General features: G+C 70.6%; 19 protein-coding genes. 10 read left to right on the forward strand and 9 right to left on the reverse strand.

The window, feature by feature from the left end; all coding sequences use genetic code 11:
- Positions 1–129 precede the first annotated feature (129 nt).
- The 3 genes from BKA15_RS25800 to BKA15_RS25810 are packed head-to-tail and all read left to right on the forward strand — an operon-like array spanning position 130 to position 3522.
- The gene (locus BKA15_RS25800; protein WP_179755714.1) at positions 130–1740 is read left to right on the forward strand and encodes an extracellular solute-binding protein; all 1611 of its coding nucleotides are present in this window, start codon (positions 130–132) and stop codon (positions 1738–1740) included.
- A complete protein-coding gene (locus tag BKA15_RS25805) occupies positions 1737–3005 on the forward strand; it encodes a hypothetical protein (protein WP_179755717.1) in 1269 nt (422 codons plus the stop codon). Before BKA15_RS25800 ends, BKA15_RS25805 begins: the two co-directional genes overlap by 4 nt.
- A gap of 52 nt (positions 3006–3057) precedes the next feature.
- Entirely contained in the window at positions 3058–3522 is a 465-nt protein-coding gene (locus BKA15_RS25810) for a pyridoxamine 5'-phosphate oxidase family protein (protein ID WP_179755720.1), read from the forward strand.
- 5 nt (positions 3523–3527) lie between these two features.
- Here BKA15_RS25810 and BKA15_RS25815 read toward each other — a convergent pair whose 3' ends face one another.
- Both BKA15_RS25815 and BKA15_RS25820 read right to left on the reverse strand, forming a co-directional pair.
- Complete coding sequence (locus BKA15_RS25815; protein WP_179755723.1) at positions 3528–4430, reverse strand: hypothetical protein; 903 nt, start codon at positions 4428–4430, stop codon at positions 3528–3530.
- Positions 4427–5611 (reverse strand): ROK family transcriptional regulator, encoded by a 1185-nt coding sequence (locus BKA15_RS25820; protein ID WP_179755726.1) that lies wholly within the window; start codon positions 5609–5611, stop codon positions 4427–4429. The genes BKA15_RS25815 and BKA15_RS25820 overlap by 4 nt, the downstream gene beginning before the upstream one ends.
- 150 nt (positions 5612–5761) lie before the next feature.
- On the opposite strand from BKA15_RS25820, the gene BKA15_RS25825 reads away from it, so the two are divergent.
- The 3 genes from BKA15_RS25825 (at position 5762) to BKA15_RS25835 (ending at position 10076) form a co-directional block, all read left to right on the forward strand.
- Positions 5762–7885, forward strand: coding sequence for a hypothetical protein (locus BKA15_RS25825; protein WP_218871568.1), 2124 nt, complete (start codon positions 5762–5764; stop codon positions 7883–7885).
- 77 nt (positions 7886–7962) lie between these two features.
- The gene (locus BKA15_RS25830; RefSeq protein WP_179755729.1) at positions 7963–8535 is read left to right on the forward strand and encodes a hypothetical protein; all 573 of its coding nucleotides are present in this window, start codon (positions 7963–7965) and stop codon (positions 8533–8535) included.
- 104 nt (positions 8536–8639) lie between these two features.
- Entirely contained in the window at positions 8640–10076 is a 1437-nt protein-coding gene (locus BKA15_RS25835) for an alcohol acetyltransferase (protein ID WP_179755732.1), read from the forward strand.
- A 311-nt stretch (positions 10077–10387) separates the two neighbouring features.
- Here BKA15_RS25835 and BKA15_RS25840 read toward each other — a convergent pair whose 3' ends face one another.
- Positions 10388–10528, reverse strand: a complete 141-nt coding sequence (locus BKA15_RS25840; protein ID WP_179755735.1) for a hypothetical protein — start codon at positions 10526–10528, stop codon at positions 10388–10390.
- Between the two features lie 83 nt (positions 10529–10611).
- On the opposite strand from BKA15_RS25840, the gene BKA15_RS25845 reads away from it, so the two are divergent.
- On the forward strand, positions 10612–11394 hold the full coding sequence (locus tag BKA15_RS25845) for a TetR family transcriptional regulator (RefSeq protein WP_179755737.1): 783 nt from the start codon (positions 10612–10614) through the stop codon (positions 11392–11394).
- 9 nt (positions 11395–11403) lie between these two features.
- A complete protein-coding gene (locus tag BKA15_RS25850; protein ID WP_179755740.1) occupies positions 11404–11940 on the forward strand; it encodes a methyltransferase family protein in 537 nt (178 codons plus the stop codon).
- Here BKA15_RS25850 and BKA15_RS25855 read toward each other — a convergent pair whose 3' ends face one another.
- The 6 genes from BKA15_RS25855 to BKA15_RS25880 form a co-directional block, all read right to left on the reverse strand.
- Positions 11941–13722, reverse strand: coding sequence for a hypothetical protein (locus BKA15_RS25855; protein WP_179755743.1), 1782 nt, complete (start codon positions 13720–13722; stop codon positions 11941–11943).
- Positions 13706–15940 (reverse strand): ligand-binding sensor domain-containing protein, encoded by a 2235-nt coding sequence (locus BKA15_RS25860; RefSeq protein ID WP_179755746.1) that lies wholly within the window; start codon positions 15938–15940, stop codon positions 13706–13708. The genes BKA15_RS25855 and BKA15_RS25860 overlap by 17 nt, the downstream gene beginning before the upstream one ends.
- A gap of 441 nt (positions 15941–16381) precedes the next feature.
- Positions 16382–18172: an RNA polymerase sigma factor gene (locus BKA15_RS25865; protein WP_179755748.1), complete on the reverse strand. Its 1791-nt coding sequence runs from the start codon at positions 18170–18172 to the stop codon at positions 16382–16384.
- A gap of 414 nt (positions 18173–18586) precedes the next feature.
- Complete coding sequence (locus tag BKA15_RS25870) at positions 18587–19351, reverse strand: SDR family oxidoreductase (protein WP_179755750.1); 765 nt, start codon at positions 19349–19351, stop codon at positions 18587–18589.
- A complete protein-coding gene (locus BKA15_RS25875; RefSeq protein ID WP_179755753.1) occupies positions 19348–19833 on the reverse strand; it encodes a nitroreductase/quinone reductase family protein in 486 nt (161 codons plus the stop codon). The genes BKA15_RS25870 and BKA15_RS25875 overlap by 4 nt, the downstream gene beginning before the upstream one ends.
- A complete protein-coding gene (locus BKA15_RS25880) occupies positions 19830–20363 on the reverse strand; it encodes a pyridoxamine 5'-phosphate oxidase family protein (RefSeq protein ID WP_179755756.1) in 534 nt (177 codons plus the stop codon). Before BKA15_RS25880 ends, BKA15_RS25875 begins: the two co-directional genes overlap by 4 nt.
- Positions 20364–20444: 81 nt before the next feature.
- On the opposite strand from BKA15_RS25880, the gene BKA15_RS25885 reads away from it, so the two are divergent.
- Both BKA15_RS25885 and BKA15_RS25890 read left to right on the forward strand, forming a co-directional pair.
- Positions 20445–21272 (forward strand): AraC family transcriptional regulator, encoded by an 828-nt coding sequence (locus BKA15_RS25885; RefSeq protein WP_179755759.1) that lies wholly within the window; start codon positions 20445–20447, stop codon positions 21270–21272.
- Positions 21273–21300: 28 nt separating this feature from the next.
- Positions 21301–21756 (forward strand): SgcJ/EcaC family oxidoreductase, encoded by a 456-nt coding sequence (locus tag BKA15_RS25890; protein WP_218871569.1) that lies wholly within the window; start codon positions 21301–21303, stop codon positions 21754–21756.
- Positions 21757–21758: the final 2 nt, after the last annotated feature.

Below are 21758 nucleotides of genomic sequence, written 5' to 3' on the forward strand. Positions count from 1 at the left end.
GCGCGCGCCCGCTGAAATGGTTCAGACCGTTGACAGTCCTGGTGAGGCCCTTTACGGTTGACGCTAATAGGATCGATTCACGTCCGAAATTCCTGCGCCGAAAGTTCAATGATGAACGAACGACCCGTAGTGAGCCGTAGAACGACTCTGCAGACCGCGGTCGGCCTGTCGCTCGGAGCGGTGGCCGGCTGCACCACCGGCACCCCGACCGAAGCACCGACCGAACCGGCGGCCCGGGTGCCGCTGCCGCGCTATCAGGCCTACGCCGGGGTGCAACCGGACCTGCCGTCGTCCGCGGCGGGCGTGATGGCCGGCTTCCTGACGTACCCACCGCAACAGGTCACGCTGCACGAGCGGCCGCCGGCGACCGGCGGCAGCCTGCTGGCGATGTCGCGGACCGACGGCTCGGCACCGCCCGCGCTGGCGAACAACCGCTACTGGCAGGAACTGAACCGCCGGCTCGGCCTCGAGCTGCAGGTCAACCTGACCCCGCCGGCCGACTACGCCAGCAAGTTCGCCACGGTCGTCGCCGGCAACGACCTGCCCGACCTCGCGATGGCGATGCCCGGATCGGTGCCCAGGTTCCCGGACCTGCTGGAGGCGCGCTTCGCGGACCTCAGCGAACTGCTCGCCGGCGACGCGATCACCGCCTATCCGGCGTTGGCGAACATCCCGTCGCACAGCTGGCAGGGTGCGATGTTCGGCGGCCGGATCTACGGCATCCCGATCCACCGCGGGGTGGTCGGCAGCCTCCTGCTCTGCCGCTCCGACTTGTTCCGCGCGCTGGACCGGCCGCTCCGGGCCGACGACGCGGACGGTTTCGTCGAGCTCTGCCGTGGGGTGACCGACGCCCGGAACGGCCGCTGGGCGCTGGGCGATCCGCTGACGACGCTGACCTTCGCGCTGGAGATGTTCGACGGCCCGAATCGCTGGCAGGAGTCGGGCGGTGCCTTCACGAGCGCGTACGAATCCCCGGCCATGAAGGACGCGCTGGAGTTCGTTCGCCGGCTCTGGCAGGAGGGGCTGCTGCATCCGGACGGCTTCACGGCCGGCGAGAACGTCAACGTCTGGCTGATGTCCGGCGCGATCGCGATGAGCTACAACAGCTACAACGCCTGGCAGGGGCTGGCCCGGGAGGCCGTCGCGACCGACCCGTCGATCACGTTCGACGCGCTCGACACTCCCGGCGCCGACGGGGGAGCGGCGCGGAAGTTCCTGTCCGGCGGGCTGTTCAGCCTGACCGTCTTCAAGAAGGCAGAGCGGGCCCGGCTGGAGGAGTTGCTGCGGGTCGCGGACTGGCTCGCGTCGCCGTTCGGCACGGCGGAATACCTGTTCGTCCGGTACGGCATCGAGGGGCACAACTTCACCTGGGAGGACGGCGAACCGGTCTCGACGAAGAGCGGGATGGACGAGCGGCGGGTGCCCGCCGCCTACCTCGCGGCGGCGCCGGCGGTGCTGTACCTGCCGGGGCTGCCGGACGACACCCGGCGGGCGCATGCGTACCAGGAACGGACGGTGCCGAACGGCAAACCGGATCCGACGCTCGGGCTCTTCTCCAACGCGGCCTCGGAACGCGGCGCCGGCCTGGACCGGAACCTGGCCGCACTGCAGGCGGAGATCATCAAGGGCGACGCGCCGGTCGCCGACTGGGACGCCGCGGTGGCCCGGTGGCGGAGTGACGGCGGCGACGAGATCCGGGGCGAGTACGAGCAGGCGTACCAGAAGGCCGCCGGTCGATGATCACCGGCGGCGGGCCACGGTTCGGCCGGCGGACCATGATCGGGATCGCCGTCGGCACCGCCCTCGCCGCGGCCGGACTGCGCACGGCTGCTGCCGCGGTGCCGGTGTCGGCGACCCGGGCCGCGTTCGACGCCGCGGACCTGGCGTTCAACGGGGGCTGGGGTGTGGCCGACGCGACGAACGAGCAGGGCCTCTACTCCTGGCAGGAATCGGCCGTGCTCAAGGCCTATGTGCTGATGTACCGGGCGCACCGGGATCCCTACTACCTGGACAAGTTCATCGCCCACGGTGATCTTGTGCTGGCGAACCGGGACAGCGTGCGCGGCGTCACCGACTATCGAGGCCGATCGCTGCCGGCCTGGCGCAACTTCAAGGTGACCGTCGATCCGGTGTCCACGTCGATGCTGATCGGCGTCGACACCGGGAACATCACCTACGGCATGACGATGTTCGCCCGAACGATCATGGCCGACTCCGCGCTGCGCCGGGTCAGGCGGTACGACGAAGCGGCGAGACGGTTCCGCGACGCGGCGGTCCGGGCGGTCGCGGTGCACGACGCCGACTTCAAGGAGCTCGGCAGCCGCAGCGGCTCGTACACCTTCGCGAAGGGCTCGCCGTACGTCGTCGACGGGATCGAGTACCCGGTCAACATGGATCTGGCGATGGGCGCGAGCGTGCTGAGCCTGTGGCACCTGACCCGCGATCGGGTCCATCTCGACCGGGCTCGACGGCTGGCGGTGCACTGGCGGGCCGACTGGGATCGGCTGGCCGACGGCGCCGTGGTGTGGCCGCATCAGCACAAGGATTCCTGGGCCTATCGCGGCTGGTCGGCGGCCGACGGCGTTTCGGTGAACATGCCGTCGTACAACCCGAACACCCGGGTCGAGGACCTCGGCCACGGGCAGATGTGCGTCGAGTTCGCCGAACTGGCCCACCGGTCCGGGCTGTACCGGCGGGATGACCTGGTCCGGCTGGCCCGGACGCTGAGCCGGCACACGATCACCGAGGACGCGGCCGGCGACCTCACCGTCTACGAGCGGATCGACGGCTCCCGGGCGGACGCGGGCCGGGTCAAGCAGGAGTTGTACGCCGGCGGCTGGCTGCCGCTCGACCCGTACGCGGAGGATCCGTTGCAGCCGCGAATCGGCGCCATCCTGGACCAGAACCTTGATCAGAATTCGCCGGGCCTGGTCTCGGTCCGGATGCTGGCGATGGCGTACGCCAACTACGCCCGAACCCGGCGGCCGGTCTCGGACTACCCGTGATCATGGCCCGTTGAGCGGCGCTACCCTGAGCCCTTGATCCGAGGAGGTCTCCATGGCGACGTTCGACGAGGCGGAGCTCCGGCGCCGCATCGAGACGGTGGTGTACGCGTCGGCGAGCACGGTCGACGCCCAGGCGCGACCGAGGGTGCGCATCCTGCATCCGGTCTGGGACTGGGCGACCCGCACGGTGTGGATCGGGACGAACCCGAACGGCGCCCTGGCGGCCGAACTCGCGATCCATCCGCACCTTGCGTTGTGCTATCTCCGGTCTTCCCTCGATCCGTTCCTGACCGAGCAGGTCTACGTCGACGGAGCGATCACCTGGATCGATCCGCACGAGGGCTGGGACAAGATCAAATCGGTCCCGCCGCCGGTCGGCTACGACCCGCTGGTGAGCTGGTCGTCGCCGGAGGATCCGAAGTTCGGCGTCCTCGAGCTCACGCCGTCGCGGATCGAACTGGCCGCACTGAGCGCCGCAGCGGGCTGGAGCCAGTCGATCTGGCGCGCCGGCAGCTGACCGGATCAGACCGGCTTCAGGGCCGAGTCCACCAGGACGAGGCCGGCGCCGAACTTCCGGTCCAGGGCTGCCTGGATCGAGCCGTCGTCATGGATCACGTAGGCCTTGACGACGCCGGTCCTGGGGTCCGGGGAGCTGGACAGCAGTCCCGGGGTGCCCTGGAGTTGATCTTGAACGGCCAGCAGCTCCGCTTCGGTCCGGCCGCCCCGGGAGACGCAGAGCATGCCGCTCCACACCTCGCGGATCTTCGCCTCGGCCGCGGCGAGGTCACCGGTCACGGCGACGTTGATCACCATGTAGCGCGGGTCGTTCAGCCGCCGTTCCTTCTCCTCGTCCTTCAGATCCTTGTCCGCGTACGGATTCGGGCTCTGGTCCATCCAGGCGGTCGAGTAGTCGGGGAGCGCGGCGGCCAGGCTCAGTGCGGCGTCCAGGTCGCCGGCCGAGACCTTGGAGGTGTCGGTGACCCGCCAGCCGCCGGCGGGCTCGGGGCACGGGGAGGTCCAGACGTCGTCCTCCGGCTCCGGCCAGACGTAGCCCCGGCCGGAGGCCACCTCGGTCGGCGTGAACTCGCCGGCGGCCGGGTCGTAGCGGCCGGTCAGGATGAACTCCCCCCAGCGCGTGCCGGATGCCTCCTCGAACTCTCCGGTCCGGTCGGACCAGTCCCAGCCGACCAGCTTCGGTCCGCTGCACTGTGGCGGGTAGGACTCCATGACGCCGCCCAGGCACAGCTCGGCGCCGGAGCCGTCATCGAGCACCATGGCGGGGTGCCCGGTGGTCACCGGACCGGTGCGCGCACTGGGACCGCCCGAGGCGGGCACGGCGGGTTGGCCGGGACTCGCGATCGGCGCGCAGGCCCACAGCAGGACGGGCACGGCAACACTGCCGGCCAAGATCAGAACCCGGCTCATCGGCCCAGTGTCGTTCCCTGCTCCAAATCCGCCGGCTGTGCGGCGTCCGGCTCGTCGACCGCGGCGGTCCGGACGGTCGGCACCGGTAGGCCGTCGAGGCCGTAGACGGCCCGACGGTGCCGGGTGTACGCGTGCACCAGGGAACCGTGGACCGACGCGTCGGCGCCGAGCAGGCCGCCGACCACGGGCAGGGCGATCGGTAGGCCGATGACCCGGTGCAGGTCGTGCCGGAGCGGGTCGATCACCTGGTCGCGGGCGAGGGAGAGGCCGCCGCCGATGATGATCATGGCCGGGTCGACGGTCATCGCCACCGTCGCGATGCCACGGGCGAGCGCCCCGATGAACGCGTCGATCTCGGTGTTGGCCTCGGCGTCCCCCGCGGCGGCCAGCCGGAAGACCTCGGCCGCGGTCGGGGCCCGGCGCCAGGACAGTCGGCCGGTCGGCCCGCCAAGATCACCGAAGGCGAGATGGCCGACCTCCCCGGCGGCATGGTGCACCCCGCGCCGTGGCTGCCCGCCGAGGACGAGGCCCATCGCGATCCGGTTGCCGACCGAGACGTAGAGCAGGTCGTCGACCAGTCGCGCGGCGCCGAGGTGGTGCTCGGCGACGGCCGCCAGCCGGACGTCGTTGTCGACCGCGACCGGGCAGCCGAACGCTTCGGAGAGTTGATCACCGAGGACCGCGCCGGACCAGTCCGGGATGATCGAGGAGATGATCACTCGGCCGGCGTCGTCGACCAGGCCGGGAACCGAGACGCCGACGGCGCGCAGAGCGCCGCGGTCGAAGCCCGCCTCGGTGAGGAGGCCGGTCACGCCGTCGACCAGGCCCGCCCAACGCTCGGCCGGCCGGGTGATCAGATCGAAGCCGGAGACCGTGCGGCGGGCGAGCACCCTCCCGGCGAGATCGGCCAGCACGACCCGGATGCTCGCCGTACCCACGTCGACTCCGGCGACCGCGCCCGCGCCGGCGGGGAAGGCCAGCCGGCGGGCCGGGCGGCCCGCCCCGCGGCTCGCCGGCCGCGGTGCGTCGACCACAAGATCAAGAGCGGCGAGTTCCGTCACCGCGTTCTCCACCGCGGTCCGAGACAGCGCGAGTGCCCGGGCCAGACCGCTGACGGAGGCCGGGCCGCCGTCGCGGAGCTGGGTCGCCACCCGGGTCAGGGCCGGTCCTGGCGCTGTCATCCGCATCCTCTCCGCTGATTACCACAGTAGGATCGCCGAATCCGGCTGGTCGCTCCGTGGACGGTTCTCAGGTTCTCATTGTGCACTGCGTCTTCGTCGGCTAGCGTAAACTCCACTAATTATCACAGTGAAGTGTCATAATACGGGGGAATGATGGACGATTCCGCGGTGACGCCGCCGGTCAATCAGCGGCGAGCCTTCCTGTCCGGGGTCGGGCTGGCGGCGGTCGGCGGGAGTGTGGTCGCCGCGGCGCTGGCGCCGTCACCGGCCGCGGCGGCCACGGAGTCGCTCGCCGTGGTGGACACCGTTCGGCAGCTGGCCGCGAAACCGGCGCAGCCCGGTGATCTTGCGATGGCCCGCGGCTATTCCGAGATCGGCGACGTCCCGGGTCCACTGCTGTATCGCTTCGTGGCCGACGATCCGCCGGCCGTGAACGGCGGGACCGTGCTGCGCGGGCGGGGCCGGTCGGTCTGGGTGCTGCTGCACGACGGCGTCGTCGACTTCCGCCGCTTCGGCATCTTCGACGCCGCCACCCCCGCCGACGACGCCCTGGACGCGATGCTCGCCGATCCCACGATCCACCGGATCGAGGCGCACACGCCGCTCAACTTCACCCGGCGGCACCGCACCGGCCGGTCGGCCGTCGAGCTCGACTTCGGGCATCAGGTGATCACCACGCGCGGCATCGAGGACGCGGCCGCGGACGATCCGTTCGCCGCAGTGATCTTCTTCCGCGGCAAGATCACCGACGAGGTCCAGCAGGCGACGCTCGGGGAGACGGTGCCGGACCTGGCCGACATCCTCCCGGTGGCGGATGCGTCGTTCTTCTCGGTGGGCGCGTGGTACGCGGCGGAGGTCAACGGCCTGGCCGGACGCTGGGAACGGGAACTGCAACGGCTGCTCCAGGTCACCGAGATCGTCGACGGCACGCACATCCGGGTCAACTACAAGATCGGCTGGGAGCTGGGGAAGGATCGCTCGATCACCTGGACCAGGGTCGAGCCCGTCCACGACGTGCGGGTGGCGAACCTGATCTTCGAAGGTGGCGGCAAGGATCAGTTCACCGGGTCCCACCCGGTCGCGTTCGAGTACGCCGTCCGGTGCGACGTCGACAGTGTCGAGGCCACCAAGACCTTCTGGCCGGTCGTGATGCGGCGCTGGAACACGTACTTCCGGACCACCAACTGCTCGCTGGCGAACCCGGTCTCGGTGACCTGGGGCGGTGCCGGATACCTGACCCAGCAGATCTACTGCCTGTACGGCTACGTCGCGAACTGCCACACCTCGAACGCCCGGCACCTCAACGACTGGACGGCGAGTGCGTACGGCCTGGTCGAGAACTGCCACGGCGACGGAGATGATCAAGGACCGTTCGTCACCCACGGCCAGTACGAACACGACCTGACCTACGTCGGCAACTCGGGCTTGATCACGTTCGCGAACTCGGGCGCCGCCTGGGGCTCGGCGGCCAAGCGGATCACCGTACGCCAGCACGTCTGCTCCTGGTTCGTGGCGCGGGTGAAGGTGACCGACCTGACCCTCGAAGACGTCCAGGTGATCGGCAAGCCCTCGCTGGCCGGGTCCGGCATGCTCTGGATCAATGCCGACGGTGCGCAACTGCGCGGCTGCACGGCGACCGGCCCGCTCGTCGTGACCCAGCAGTCCAGGCGGTCCGCCCGGCCGACGACCATCAGCGACTCGTCCTTCGCATTCGCCGCCGGGGCGACGCTGACCAACGGCACGGTCACCGCGCCGATCACCATGATCGACACGACGCTCCGCGGTGTCGGCGGCATGATCATCGCCGGCACCGGCGAGATCACGTTCCGCGGCTGCACGCTGACCGCCGCCGAGGGCTCGGCTCCGGTCTCGATCACGGTGCCGCGGGTTCGGTTCGCCGAATCCGTGCTGACCGAGGTCGGGCTCACGATGGCCGGCGACGAAGATCAACAGCTGGTCGTCTCGGGCAGCACCATGATCGGCTCCGGCACCGGGATCGGCCGGTCCGGCGGTGCCGAACTCACCGTACTCCTCGAGGGTTCGGAGCTCCGGCGGACCGACCCCGCCGGGTCACATGTCCGGCTGACCGAAGGCACGAACCACTACCGCGCCAGCGCGTCCCGCTTCACCGGCGGCCGGCTCGACCTCGCGGCGGGCGGCTTCGCGGCACCGTCGACGCTGATCCAGGTCGGCTGTGTGGAGTCCGGCGTCGTGCGCGGCGACTTCCCCGCCGACGGCGAGCGAGTGTCGACCGCCGGCAGTCTCGCGGTCTGACTTCATGATCATCCCGGGGCGTGCGGCACCCGGGCGTACCCTGGCAGGGTGAGCAGCCCTCCGGTCAGGTACCGCACGTGAGAAGGTCGGCGGCCCCGTGGCTGGTGCTGGGGGTCGCGGCGCTGACGGCCGCGGTGTGGGTCGCGGCGCGCGCCTATCGGGAGGTCCGCAACTGGGGTGCCGAACCGGCCGATCTGGCCCGTGATCTTCCCGGCGACGACCTCCTTCCGGACGCGGAGTTCGCCCGGACCCGAGCCGTCAACATCGACGCGTCGAGCGAACTCGTCTGGCGCTGGCTGATGCGGTCGGGCCGGCCATACGGCTGGCTGCGGGGCCGCTGGCTGGGCCAGTTCGACGGGTACGCCCTGACGCTCGCGCTGATCGAGCCGCCGCGGTTGCTGGTGCTGCGGCAGGGTGGGCCCGGCCAGCCGTGGGATCTGACCTGGGCGTTCATGATCATCGACGGGCAGCGCGGGTGGCGCCGGCTGGTGATCCGGACCCGGGCCCGGGCTCACCCGGGCTTGCTGGGACGGATCGGGCTGGCCGGGTTCCGGTTGCTGGATCCCCTGACGGTGGCGACGACCCGCCGGATGCTGCTCGACGTCAAGTACCACGCCGAGGCGTCCAGGCTGGATCCGCTCAGCAGTTGATCACGCCGCCCGGTCCGGCCGGTGCCGTAGCGGCGTGATCGTTTCGCGACCCGGCGATCCGGGTAGGTTCGGCTACGCCCGCCGAGCCGAGGAGGTGTCTGGTCATGATCGGTGGCAGGACCTGGGTCGGTCGCAGGACCTGGGTTCGGCTCGACAATGCCTCCAACATCTTCCTGGCGTCCCGCAGCGACGCCGATCCCAAGGTGTTCCGGATCAGCGCCGAACTTGATCATGACGTGGACCGGGAGCTGTTGCAGCAGGCTCTCGACACGACGTACGGTAAGTATCCGCTCTACCACGCGGTGCTGCGGCGCGGTGTGTTCTGGTACTACCTGCAGGACAGTGATCTGTACCCGGTCGTCACAGCGGACGAGCAGCACACCTGTGCCCCGATCTACCAGGCCGACCGGCGGAACCTGCTGTTCCGCGTCGTGCATCATCGCCGCCGGATCTGCCTGGAGGTGTTCCACGCCCTGTCCGACGGGACCGGTGCGCTGTGGTTTCTCTCCGACCTGGTGAACACCTACGTCCGGCTGCGCAACCCGGACCTGCGCAACCCGGACCAGAGCCGGCCGGCCGAGACCGCCCGGCCGGCCGGGGATTCGCTGCCCGATCCGGGCCGGGCCGACTACGCCACCGGTCCGGTGGCCGGTCCGGCCGAGCCCGTACACGCGCTGATCGCCGACAGCTTCGCGTACTACTTCGGCCGACGCCGTCACGAGGAGCCGGTGGCCGACCGCCCGGTCGGGGAGGGCCCGCCGCCCGACGGACCGCAGCGGTCGCCCTGGTGGCGTCGCCGACGGGTGCATCGGATCAGGGGCACCCGGACTCCGGACCACCGGACCCGAGTCGTCGAGCTGACCGCGCCCGTGCCGGAGCTGCTCGACCTTGCGCGCTCGGAGGGTGTCTCGCTCACGATGTACCTGACCGGCGTCTTCTTCGAGGCCGTACGGCGATCGTCCGGCCTGGACCGGCCGCGGACGCTGGCGGCCACGGTGCCGGTGAACCTGCGCCAGTTCTTCCCCTCGACGTCGCCGCGCAACTTCTTCGCGACGATCCGGGTGGAACACAGGTACGGCCACGGCTCCGACGACCTCGGCTCGGTCTGCCGCGAGCTCGATCGGCAGTTCCGGCTGCAGGCCGCCCCCGAGGCACTGGAGCGGAAGCTGCGGAGGTTCGCCCGGTTCGAGCGGATGCCCGTGTTGAGGGTTGTGCCGCGGCCGTTGAAGGATGTGATCCTCGGGCTGATCAGCCGGGCCAGCAACCGTGGCCTGACCGTCGCGGTCTCGAACCTGGGCCGGGTCACCCTGCCGCAACCGGCCGATGGGTGCGTCGGGCGACTGCTGCTCCACGTCTCCGCGGTCCGCCCGCAGGTCTGCGTCATCTCCCACGCCGGCCTGCTCACGATGAGCTTCACGTCGCAGTACCACGAGACCGGTCACGTCCGGGAGTTCGCGCGGCTGCTCACCGGCCGCGGGCTCACCGTGACCGTCGCCGCGTCGCGGGTCACCGAGGAGGAACTCGCCGAATCGGAGCCGTGAGCCGCTGCCGAGGTGGCACGGAGTTGCACTCTGCCGCCCGGGCACGAGGGATTTCCGCCGTGACTGGAGCCTGTTGCGCAAGGGCGTTGCAGGTCGGATCGGGGCCCGGCGCCGGGCCGCCCACCGTCGAGCGTGGAAGGCCAGGCCGCATCTTTGGCCAGGTGACACAAATCTGCAATGGAACAGGTAATGCAATCGATTTCAGGCCCTTGGTGCAATGGTTGCATTGCAGATATGTGACACCACTTCTGCCTGGACGGGCGCGAACCGGACGGGGGCGCGCAGGGCCGGAAGCCGCTCGCGTCGAGGGCTCAGTTCGGCGCCGTCCGGGTGCGGCCGATGCAGCCTGTCGCCGTACGAGCGCCAGGGCCCCAGAGCGTCGAGCAGTCCGCCTCGCCGCTGACCGCCTTCCTGATCAGCCCGCTGGCCCAGTTCGTCTTCATGCCGTTCATGACCGACCGCGCCGGGGGTCGACCTGATTCCGCGGCTCCACCACCTGTGACACTCACGTATATCGGGACTACAATTGCGTGTCATGAAGCAGGTCGAGGCAGCGTTGGTGGACGCGGCGATCGCGGCGGCGCGAGAGCGCGAGCAGAGCGTGGCCGAGATCCCGCTGGACGAGATCGCGCGGGTGGCCGGGATCTCCCGCAGCACGCTGCTGCGTCGCCTCGGCGGAAGCCGGGCCACCCTCGACGAGGCGGTACGGGACGCGGGCGTCGACCCCGGCGGCCGGGTCCCGGTCCGGGAGCGGGCCGTCGCGGCGGCCGCGCGCCTGATCGCCGACCGAGGGCTCGGTTCGGTCACGCTCGCCTCGGTCGCGGACGAGGCAGGCTGTTCGCTGCCGGCGGTGCACGTGGCCTTCGACGGCCGGGACAGCCTGCTCGCCGCGGTGTTCGACCGGCACAGCCCGTTGCCGGAGCTGATCGCCGTGGCCCAGGATCCGCCGGCCGAGCTCGAGCAGCTGGTGCTCCGGGTCTACCGCACCTTGATCACCGTGCTGCAGCGAGAGCCGCGGGTCTTCCCCGCCCTGCTGAGTGATCTGTTCAGCCGGCCGACCGGGCCGGCTGCCGAGTTGATGCGCGGGAACGCGCCCAAGGTGGCCGAAGCGCTGGCGGCGCTGTTCGGCCCGCACCTGGACTCGGGAGCGTTGCGGCGGCTGCCGTTCCCGATCCTGCTGCAGTTGCTGATCGGCCCGATGCTGCTGCACGTCGTGCTGCGGCCCGGCCTCGAGGCCGCGCTGCCGATGCCGCCGATCGACGATGCGGCCGAACTCTTCGCCGCGGCCTTCCTGCGGGCCGCGGGCACCCCACCCTAGGAGATGATCATGAAGGTACGGCAGGCTGCGCTCGGCAGTGCGGTGTTCTTCCTCGTCGGTCCCGGCACCGTGGTGATCTTGATCCCGTGGCTGCTCAGCCGGTGGCGGTTCGACGGTCCGCCGCCGTCCGGCCTGGACTGGCTGGTGATCACCGGCCGCGTCGCCGGAGTGGTGTTGATCTTGGCCGGCGGAGCGTTCCTGGTGCACGCCTTCGTCCGCTTCGTCGTCGAGGGCTTCGGGACGCCGGTGCCGGCGGCGCCGCCGACTCGGCTCGTGGTCGGCGGTGCGTACCGGCATGTCCGCAATCCCATGTATGCGGCGATCTTCGCGGCGATCGCCGGTCAGGCGCTGCTGTTCTGGTCGCTTCCCGTGCTCGTGTATCTCGCGATCGCGATCATGGTCGTCGTGCTCTGGGTGCGGATCTACGAGGAGCCGCAGCTGCGCCGACGCTTCGGGGACGACTACGTCCGGTACTGCGGCAACGTTCCGGGCTGGCTGCCCAGGATCCGGCCCTGGCGGCCGGTCTTCGGCGAGTCACCTCGTTGATCAGGCCGTCGGGACGAGCACGGTGTAGCGCTGGTAGCTGATCTCGCCGGCCGGGCCGGTCACCGCGAAGCTGAGCCAGGGCCGGTCCGGGGCGAGGTCGGCCGGCCGCCAGGGCAGCCGGATCCCCTGGATGCCCGGCGGATAGGCCTGCGGTCGGCTCGCACCGAGGTCCGGCTCGAACCGTACGGGATCGAACGGAAAACCGCGGCTGCGGAGGGCGCCGGACGCATCCTGGTAGCTGACGGTCACGTCGGCCCGGTCGAGGTGGTAGCCGGTCAGCAGCAGGCCGGGATGATCGTCGCCGGCCGCGAGCAGTCCGGTCGGGGCCGGGCGATCGCCGAGTTCGCGGAGGTGCTCGCGCAGGGTGGGCCGGCCGGGCACCCGGCACTCCATCATCTGGTCCCAGTCGAAGCCGATCACCTTGGTGACGGTGTTGCCGACCACGGCCACCTGCTTCATGACCCGGTCCGCGGTGGCCAGGCCGCGGGCGGTGCCGGAGCTGCAGGCGGGTTCGCCGGGCAGCGGTGCCGGCTCCATCAGCTCGACATTGGCCCAGAGCTCGAAACGGTCCGCTCCGAACGGCCGGCCGGTCTCGGCAGCCGCGCGGAAGTAGGCGGCGGAGGAGTCGCTGTAGGCCTCCCGATAGGTCAGCGGCCCGCCGACGACCGGCTCGAGCCGCTCGGGCACCGGCTGATCCGCCTCATCCGGGAAGAAGACCCCGCCCTTGCCGGTGCCGCGGCCGTCCTGCGGCGCAATGATGATCTTGGCACCGTGACCCGACTCGATCATCCGGGTGATCGCCAACGGCACCCCGGACACCGGCGACGTCATCCGCGGCCGGGCGTCGATGTACGGGCTGAGCAGCACCGGCAGGTCCGGCAGGGCGGCCCGGGCCAGGGCGTGCTGGGTGCCGTACAGCGCGTACTGGTCGTCCCAGGCCGGATTGCCCTTCAGCGGCATCTCGACGCTCTGGTAGAGCCCGCCGAGCGAACCCAGGCCGGTGTGCCGGTCGCGCCAGTCGGTGAAGACCCGCCGGGTGAAGGCCTGCACGGTGTCCAGGTACGTGACGTCGGCCAGCCACGGCGAGGCCGGATTCATGTCGGGGCGCGGCATGCCGAGGAACAGGCTGACGCCTTGCGCGGCCGCCGCCCGCAGCATGATCGTCACCGGGTCGACGGCATCCGGTGCGCCGGTGTTGATCAACACCAGGTCGTACTGATCATGAGACTGCCGGCAGCCGCGGTCGGTGCCGACCGGCAGCAAGATCAACTGGAAGCGGATCCCGCCCGAGACCATGCTGCGATCGCGGTGCGGACAGCGCAGCATCGCGGCCCCGAAGCGTTCCGTGCCGGAATAGGTCAACACCCGCCGCAGGGTGCCCGCACCGATCCGGCCCGCCGCCGCACGGGTACAGCTGAGGCCGTCGACCGTACAGGCGAAGCGGGGGTCCGGGGAGCCGTCGGCCGCCAGGATCGCGCCGTCCGGGCCGGTCCGCCGCTGCTGCAGCCGGAAGCCGAACGTGATCATGGTGTCGCCGCCGGCGGCGCGCACCGCGGCCAGCTTCCGGTTCGCCCGGCAGGGATCGGATTCGTAGTAGGTGAAGAAGCCCGTGACCACGCCCGGGCCGGGTTCGGGCAGGTCGCCGCAGCGATCGTGCTCCGGGGCGGGCTCGTCGGCCCTCGCCGACCCCGGCGGAAGCAGGCCGATGATCAAGGTCAGCAGCAGCAGGAGCATGATCACGACCCGGCTCGGCAGCCGGGACCGGTCAGCGGCAGTAGTCATCTTCGAGCTCCTCGCCCTTGCCGTCGTCCACCTGGCGCTCGACCTGGGCGAACACGGTGCGCCAGGCCGGCTTGTAGTCCTTCGGGAAGGCGAGGCCGCGGCCGCTCAGCAGGGTGGTGACGGCCAGGCACTTGGTCTCGTCGGTCGGCTCCTGGTTCGGCATCGGCTGCGGCACCACGTACTTGTAGGCGTGCGACTTGTCCGAGAAGTAGAGATCGCCGGCCGTGTCCAGGTTGCCGAAGTTGGCGCCGGAGGCCAGCAGCTGCGTCGCGGTCATGGTGCCGGGCTCGATCCGCAGCAGCCGGCCACCGACGGTGGCGTACACGTTGCCGTCGATCGGCGAGACGTACTGATAGGCCCAGGCCCAGTAGAACTGCCCGTCGACGTAGCGCGAGGCCAGGCCGGGATAGCGGGCGACGACCTGCTGGCCGGCCGGATCGTAGACGAACAAGGTGTCCTCGGCCCAGCCCCAGATCTTGCCGTCGGGAGCGACCATCAACCCGGTGACACCCTCCCGGTCGGCGACCGGGACGAGCTCGCGGACCACCGTGCGGGTGGCCGGATCCCAGACGACGAGCTTCGACTCGAGTCCCGGCGGCTGCTCGATGCCCATGCCGCCGTCGACGTTGGTGCCGAGATAGACGAGTCGATCGTGCGGGTTGTACGCGACCGAGATGATGCTCTGGTCCTTGACGATCTCCTCGGTGTACCACTGGTGGGTTCCGGTGCCGAACTCGTACGCGGCGAGACCGCCCTGCACCCGGCCGTAGCCCGGCACGGTGCCGAGGTAGATCTCGTCGCGCTCGGCGTTGTACGCCATCGCGAACGGCCGGTCCTGATGTTCGGCGAGGCCGTCGAAGATCAACTTCGGTGCCGCGGTGGGCCGGGCCGGGTCGTAGCGGGAGAACCTCGCGTTGCCGTAGTGGCCGAGATACATCAGCCCGTCGCGGACGACCGACGACTCGTACTGGCCGGACGAGAGGGACGGATAGATCTTTCCCGCGCCGGTGGTGTCGACCCGGGCCAGGCCGGTCGGATAGCCGGAGGCGAACATCTGCCCGTCCGGCCCCTGCAGCAGCTTCTGGATCGCGGTCGGTTGGGAGTACGTCCACGGCTTGCTGGTGTAGCTCCCCGCCATCGTGAGCCGGAACGGCCCGCGCGCGTCGGTGCCGATCACATCGCCGTTGTCGTCGTACGTGACATCGCTGAAGTAGAAGGAGACCTTCAGCCCGGTGTCGCGAACGGTGCCGGTGGGAACGTCGTACTCGCGGACGGCCGAGGAGCCGGTGAACCAGACCTTGCTGGGATCGTTGCGTACCGGCAGGACGTGGTAGCCGCTGATCGACTGTGGCCCGCTCCAGTGATCAACGACGCCGTCGGTGCCGATCACCAGCAGTCGGAGGTTCTTGGTCCGGGCGAACAGATGATCGCCGACCAGCCAGAGGCCCATGATGAACGTCTCGGCGGCGAGCCCGGGCGTCGTCGTCTCGTCGGTGATCTTGGTCATCGTGCCGGTGCCGGCGTCGGCGATCCGCCACAGCTCGGCCGTCTGGCCGCCCGCGGTGACGTAGAGATCATTCGTGGCCGGGTCCCAGGCGCAGGCGTGCAGATAGGTGTTGGCCGGGTTGACGGTGCGGACCTTCGTGATCTTGTCCGTGGCCGGGTCGTACCGGTAGAGCCCTGAGCTCTTGTACGTCGCGATGAAGACCTGGCCGGCGGGCCCGGCGCAGAGCCCGAACGGCTGGGCGTCGGTGGGCACCGGCTCGATGCTGCCAAGATCAGCCAGCTGCCGGGTGGCCGGGTCGAACCCCCAGAGCCTCTGGTCGAAGTAGGTGGCGACGTAGACCCGGCCGTCGGAGGCGACGGTCAGGGCTCGCGCGGTGTCGGCGGTCGGCATCGGCAGCTCGAGCAACAGCTCGCCGGTCTCGACGTCGAACGCGGTGAAGGCGCCCGGATTGTCGCTGTTCGAGGTGCCCTTGAACACCTGGTACGCGACCGTACGGCCGTCCAGGGTGCCGAGGACCGAGCCGCTGGCCTGGGAGACCTGGACCGGTTCGCCGAGATAGCGCACGTTCGGGTCCGCCGGTTCCTCGGCGCGGGCGGGTCCGCTCACCAGGACGGACAGCAGGGTGGCGAGCAGTCCGAACACGAGCAGCAGACTCAGCGCTCGGGTCGTTGCGGGGCCGTGCCCCGTACTCGCTGGAGAGATCTGGGACATGAGCTTCCTTCCGCTGAACGTGCCGCCGCCTTTGGGACAGTCAGAAGGTCACTTTATGGACGGGCGAAAATGCCGGTCAACGGGTTCGCGGATTCGGCCCACGGAGTGGGCGGAATCCGGCCGAGAGTGGAAGGGCGCTCGTCGGGTGTACCTGTGGGGGACGGGACTGAGGGTAAGGACACCCCCACAGGACACCCCGAGCGGTCACCAGCGGACGCCCGGGGCGGGACGTCCGTTCACTGGTCGGCCTGGTGGTCGGGTACCGGACATGTGCAAACCGCCACCGATGACCGCGCCAGAGACTGGTGCCGTCTTTGGGAAGCAGGGCCCCGCAGAAGGACCATGTGAGAGCCCCGTTTGCCCTGCTTCACCCTTCTAGACACGTCACCTGGCGCCGATTGACGCGGGATTCGAGTGATCTGGATCACACGGCCCGGGTGGTCACCCGTCGAAGACGAACTCGTTGTTGCTCGGGTCCTTGTCGGACTTTCCCGGCTCGCTGATGGTCATCCTGCCGACCAGTTCGTCGTCGGTCGTCGCGACGAAAAGCGTCAGCGGCCGATCCTCCCGGGACGGGCCGAACAGTCGGCACTCGGCCGTTCCGTCGGCCGTCGGCAGGCACACGGCGTTCTGGCGCCGCAGGCCCGGCTCCGACCAGACGTGGTCCAGTCCCTCGAACTCGACGGTCACCACGCTGCTCGCGGTGGCGTCGATCAGATAGACGTCGATGCGGTGGACGCCCGGCGCGGGATTCGAGTGCTCGGCCCGGGCGATCCCGAGATTCTTGCCCGGCCGGGTGGGCGTCGGTGTGGGCGTCGGGCTCGGCGGTACCGAAGTCGGCGGTGCGGACGTGGGCGGGGCGGACGTGGGCGGGGCGGACGTGGGTGGAGCGGAGGTCGGCGGCGCCGAGGTGGGTGGAGCGGAGGTCGGCGGCGCCGAGGTGGGCGGAGCTGAGGTCGGCGGCGACGTGGGCGGGGTCGAGGTCGGGGGAGCGGAGGTCGGCGGTGCCGACGTGGGCGGGGCGGACGTCGGCGGTCGCGAGGTCGGCGGTCGCGAGGTCGGCGGGACCGAGGCGGGCGGCTCCGACGTGGGTCGCCGCGACGTCGGCGGGGCCGAGGTCGGCGGCTCGGAGGTCGGCGGTGGGGCCGAGGTCGGCGGTGGGGCCGAGGTCGGTGGTGGGGCCGAGGTCGGCGGCTCGGACGGCTGCTGTGCCGAGCGGGTCGGTGGCGCCGGCGGCGGAGGCGGTGGCGGCGCCTGGGTCGGGCCGTTCGACGCGGCGCCGCCGATCCCCGGCGCGGACACGTCGGGTTCGGCGGTCGGCATCAGCGCCCGGCCGAGCAGGACGGCGAGCAGGACGACGATCAGGACACCCGCGACCGGAGCGGCGATCCAGGCCCGCGAGGTACGCGGCCGCGGCGGCCCCATCGCCGAGGTCGCGGCTGCGGCGGCGACCTCCGGCTGGCGCAGCGCGAGGTAGGCGCCGCCACCGCCGGCGACCAGGCCGCCGACGAGGATCCCGGCGATGCCGGACTTCGCCGCGGCCGGGGCCACAGCGGCCAGCCGGCTGCAGTTGTCGCAGTCGTCCAGGTGCCGGTTCAGCGCGTTGCGCTGGGTCCGGCTCAGGTCGTCGGGGTCCTGGCGCAGCAGCTCTCGGGTGGGCAGGCACTCGTCGCCCTCGATGGCGAGCTTGGCCATCAGTACGTTGGAGAGCCCGCGCCGAGCCCGGTACGTGAGCGAGCCGACCGCGGCCGGAGTCACGCCGAGGTGCTGGGCGGTCACCTCGAGCGAATCGCCCTCGATCAGCGTGTGCCAGAGCACGACCTGCCAGCGCTCCGGCAACTCGTAGAACGCCTCCGCCACGAGACCGGTGAACGGCGCCTCGTCGTCGCCGAACTCCTGCTCGAACTCGCCCAGGTCGTCCACCAGGACATAGCGGTCGTCCGAACGGATCATCGACACGAACGTGTTGTGCACCGCGCTGATCAGGTACGGCCGGAACGCCGCATCGGGCCCCTTGCCGTCGCCGAGCAGGGCGAGGGTCTTGGTGAACGCCTCGGCCGCGATGTCGTCGGCCCGGCTCGACCCGGCCAGCTTGCGTGCGTACGTCAGCGCGGCGTCATGGTGGCGCTCGAACAGCAGCCCGGCCGCTTCAGGGTCCCCGTTCCGACAATCCTTGATCAGCTCCGCATCGCTCGGCGCCTGCGGATCCTGCCAATCCTGATCGGATGTCATTGCGTACTTTCGCTCCCCCTGGCGACCCCGGAACCGTCACATCCGACGACCATGATCACCGAGATGACGATGGCCCACCACCCGCCACGCCCGATCGCCACATCGTGGACGAACCTGACCGAGACATCACCCGGGCTCAGCGCGGTCGGCGGGCCCCATCATCGCATTGATCGGGGCCTGAGTTCGAATCCGCTGCTACCAGATCTTTCTGCATCCGTACCCGGCGTCGGGTCGGTCCAGATGATCTTGACGGCGCCGCAGACCGGTAGCGGTTGCCGGAGAGAACGCTCGGGGGTTCGCCCCCTCCGGCAACCACCACAGACCGTAGTGGATCGCGACCCCGGTTGGGAACCATTGATCTCATCGAATTTCGGAGAGATCTCGACGGCGAGGCCGCGGGAGGCCCGTCCCGGGTCAGCCGAGCCCCTGGGCGAAGCCGCCGTCGACGGCCAGTTCGACCCCGGTGGTGAAGGTGGCGTCGACCGCGAGGAACAGGGCGGCCGCCGCGATCTCCTCGACGGTGCCGGGCCGGCCGAGCGGCGTGGCCTGGTCGCCCTGCTCGACGAAGGCGGCGCGTTCGGCCGCGGTCAGGCCGGGGACGCCCATCGTCGGCGTGAGGATGTAGCCCGGCGCCAGTGTGTTGACCCGGACCCGGCGCGGCGCCAACTCGGCCGCGAGCACCTGCGCGAACGCGGTCACACCCTCCTTCGAGGCCGAATAGGCGCTCAGGCCCGGAAAGATCGCATCGTTGGCCACGGTGGTGAGCACGATCGAGCCGCCGTCGCGGATCAGCGGCGCGAGTCGCTGGACGGTGAAGAAGGATCCCTTCGTGTTCACCGCGAACTGCCGGTCCCAGGATTGCTCGGTGACCTGCTCCAAGGGCTGGATCTCGGCGATCCCGTGGTTGAGGAACAGGAAGTCGATCCGGCCGAGGGCAGCGGACACCGTGTCGCGGAGTGCATCGATGGCCGCCAGGTCCGCCGCATCGGAGCGGACCACCTGCACGGACGGGCCGAGTTCGGCGGCGGCCTGCTCGACGGTGGCCGGGTTGCGGCCGGTGGTGATCACGGTGGCGCCGCGGTCGGCCAGGGCGCGGACGATGGCCAGGCCCATGCCGTGGGTGCCGCCGGTGACGACGGCGGTTCGGTCGGTGAGCGTACGGGTCGTACCGGAATTCATGTCGGGCTCCAGCGGGGTTCGAGGACGACGACCGGGATCTGCCGTCGGATTCGGGCTTCGTAGTGGGTGCGATAGGCGGGGAACTGGGTGGTCATGTGGCGCCAGAGCCGGTCCCGTTCGGGGCCGGACGTCGTCCGGGCGCGGGCCAGGAAGCGGCGGTCCCGCACCTGGACCAGCACGTCCGGATGCTCGCGCAGGTTGCGGAACCAGTTCGGCTGGCGTTCCGAGAGGGCTGAGCCGGAGGCGACCAGGACGTAGTCGTCGCCGTCGGTGCCGAAGAACACGGCGGTGCGATGGAGCCGGCCCGTCACGCGTCCGATCGTGGTCAGGATCAGGTTCGGCATCCCGCCCTCCCGGAACCCGTCGGCTCCGCCGGTGGCCAGATAGCGGTGTACGTGCTCGGCGACCGACCGGTCCGGGCTGTCGGTCACGTCGCCTTCGGTGAGGCGTTGCCAGGTCTCGGCCGGCGACGGGTCGCTCATCGGTCGGCCCCGGCCCGGTCCGGGGTGGCGCGCCAGATCAGCGGCGGTCGTCCGGCGGCCAGGTCGCGGCCGCGAAGCACCTGGATCCGCCACGGATCGAGGCGCAGGACGCGGAACGACGGATCGTCCGGGCCCCGCCAGAACCGGCCCGGGTCGTAGCCGGAGCCCGGCGGGCTGCCGCGGCCGTAGAGCTCCCAGACGCGTTCGGCCGTGGCCTGGCTGTCGTCCCAGCGGGTCACCGTGTCCAGGGCGACGGTGTCCTGCCGTGGACTCCAGTAGGAGAACGTCGCGTGCGGGTTGTCCGCCAGATGCGCCAGCTTGACCGGGGTCGGAAAGGTGCCCAGCCAGCCGACCGGAACCTCCCGGTCCAGCTCCCAGACGGCGATCAGCACGCGGGACCGGGGCCGGCCGCGTCGGTCGACGGTCGTCATCGTCGCGTACCCGATGTCGCCGATGATCTCGGCCGCGCCGTCACGCAGCAGGGGGTACGGAGCCGTACCCCGTCTGTGTTCTTCCGAAGGTGCTGTCATGACAGCCAGGCAACCAGCTCAGGACTGGACGTAGAACCGTTCAGACTCTTGATATGCCGACTGATCGTCTAAGCTCCGACCATGGATACCTTGTCCAGGCTGCTCCGCGACCTCTGCCCGCGCGAGGCGCGGTTCGTCCGGGCGGAGTCGGCGCCGCTGTCGGTCGGTGACGAGGGGCCGCTGACCCTGATCACACCGCTGGACGGCGAGGCGACCCTCGAGGCCGGGCCGGCGGAGCCCGCGACGCCGATCCCGCCCGGGACCCTGGCCCTGCTGTACGGACGCCGGGCGACGGTGACCGGGGCACCGCTGCTGATCGGCACGTTCACGGCCGAGGGCAGCCTGTGCGACCGGGTCCTGGAGGGCCTGCCCGACCTGATCACTGTACGGTCGGAGGCGGCGCGGCATCCGGTGGCGATGGTGGTCGAGGAGCTGGCGACCGAGCGCCCGGGCCGCCAGGCGGTGCTGGACCAACTGCTCGGCCTGTTGTTGATCACCACCCTGCGCAGCTGGCTGGACCGGCCGGACGAGGGCGCGCCGCGTTGGTACCACGCGCAGCACGATCCGGTCGTCGGCGAGGCACTCCAGTTGATCCATGCCGAACCCGCGCGGGCCTGGACGGTGGCCGGGCTGGCCCGCGAGGTCGCCGTGTCCCGGGCCGGCTTCGCCCAGCGGTTCACCGCGCTCGTCGGCGAACCGCCGATGACGTACCTGACCTGTTGGCGGACCTGCCTCGCCGCCGACCTGCTGGAACACAGCGATGACACCCTCGACACGATCGCCCGGCAGGTCGGCTACTCCGATGCCGACGCGCTGAGCGTCGCGTTCCGCCGGGTCCGCGGGATTCGGCCCAGCGAGCACCGTGCGGCGGTGCGACGCGGGGCTCTGCCGGGGACGTCGGTCGCTTGACTTCAAGTGTCCTTGAAGAAGCATGATCATGATCATGACCGACACGATGATCGACCCGGCGACTCGATCCGCCGACCTCGCCGCGATCAAGGACGTGATCGCCACCGTCGAACACGCCCAGAACAACGAGCTGCCGGAACCGTTCCTCGCCCTGTTCCGGCCCGACGCGATCTGGACCACCGGCGGCGGCCGGCGACTGTTCGGGCTGGACGCCATCGCCGAGTTCACCCGCAAGGTGCTGCCCGGCGGCATGCGCGGGATGAGCCAGAGCTTCGAGCTGGAGCACGTGCTGTACCTCCCGCCGGACGTCGTCGCCGTCAAACTCCGGCAGGTCTACCGGACGGCGGACGGGAACGATGTCGGATCGCCGTTGTGGGTGATGACCAAGGAGGACGGAGCCTGGCGGCTCGCCGCCTGCCAGAACACCGGTGTCGTCGACGACGAGGACGTCTCTCCCGCTCGGCCCGTGTTCGGCGGCAGCTGAGT

Origin of the sequence: Microlunatus parietis (assembly GCF_013407955.1) — a bacterium.
GTDB classification, from domain to species: Bacteria; Actinomycetota; Actinomycetes; order Propionibacteriales; family Propionibacteriaceae; genus Microlunatus; species Microlunatus parietis.

Coding starts and splice junctions, on each gene's coding strand:
- BKA15_RS25845 (WP_179755737.1), top strand. CDS start 10,612: ATGAAGCAGGTCGAGGCAGCGTTGGTGGACGCGGCGATCGCGGCGGCG.
- BKA15_RS25855 (WP_179755743.1), bottom strand. CDS start 13,722: ATGACTACTGCCGCTGACCGGTCCCGGCTGCCGAGCCGGGTCGTGATC.
- BKA15_RS25875 (WP_179755753.1), bottom strand. CDS start 19,833: ATGAGCGACCCGTCGCCGGCCGAGACCTGGCAACGCCTCACCGAAGGC.
- BKA15_RS25810 (WP_179755720.1), top strand. CDS start 3,058: ATGGCGACGTTCGACGAGGCGGAGCTCCGGCGCCGCATCGAGACGGTG.
- BKA15_RS25805 (WP_179755717.1), top strand. CDS start 1,737: ATGATCACCGGCGGCGGGCCACGGTTCGGCCGGCGGACCATGATCGGG.
- BKA15_RS25835 (WP_179755732.1), top strand. CDS start 8,640: ATGATCGGTGGCAGGACCTGGGTCGGTCGCAGGACCTGGGTTCGGCTC.
- BKA15_RS25890 (WP_218871569.1), top strand. CDS start 21,301: ATGATCATGACCGACACGATGATCGACCCGGCGACTCGATCCGCCGAC.
- BKA15_RS25840 (WP_179755735.1), bottom strand. CDS start 10,528: ATGAACGGCATGAAGACGAACTGGGCCAGCGGGCTGATCAGGAAGGCG.
- BKA15_RS25870 (WP_179755750.1), bottom strand. CDS start 19,351: ATGAATTCCGGTACGACCCGTACGCTCACCGACCGAACCGCCGTCGTC.
- BKA15_RS25885 (WP_179755759.1), top strand. CDS start 20,445: ATGGATACCTTGTCCAGGCTGCTCCGCGACCTCTGCCCGCGCGAGGCG.
- BKA15_RS25815 (WP_179755723.1), bottom strand. CDS start 4,430: ATGAGCCGGGTTCTGATCTTGGCCGGCAGTGTTGCCGTGCCCGTCCTG.
- BKA15_RS25865 (WP_179755748.1), bottom strand. CDS start 18,172: ATGACATCCGATCAGGATTGGCAGGATCCGCAGGCGCCGAGCGATGCG.
- BKA15_RS25860 (WP_179755746.1), bottom strand. CDS start 15,940: ATGTCCCAGATCTCTCCAGCGAGTACGGGGCACGGCCCCGCAACGACC.
- BKA15_RS25820 (WP_179755726.1), bottom strand. CDS start 5,611: ATGACAGCGCCAGGACCGGCCCTGACCCGGGTGGCGACCCAGCTCCGC.
- BKA15_RS25825 (WP_218871568.1), top strand. CDS start 5,762: ATGATGGACGATTCCGCGGTGACGCCGCCGGTCAATCAGCGGCGAGCC.
- BKA15_RS25880 (WP_179755756.1), bottom strand. CDS start 20,363: ATGACAGCACCTTCGGAAGAACACAGACGGGGTACGGCTCCGTACCCC.
- BKA15_RS25850 (WP_179755740.1), top strand. CDS start 11,404: ATGAAGGTACGGCAGGCTGCGCTCGGCAGTGCGGTGTTCTTCCTCGTC.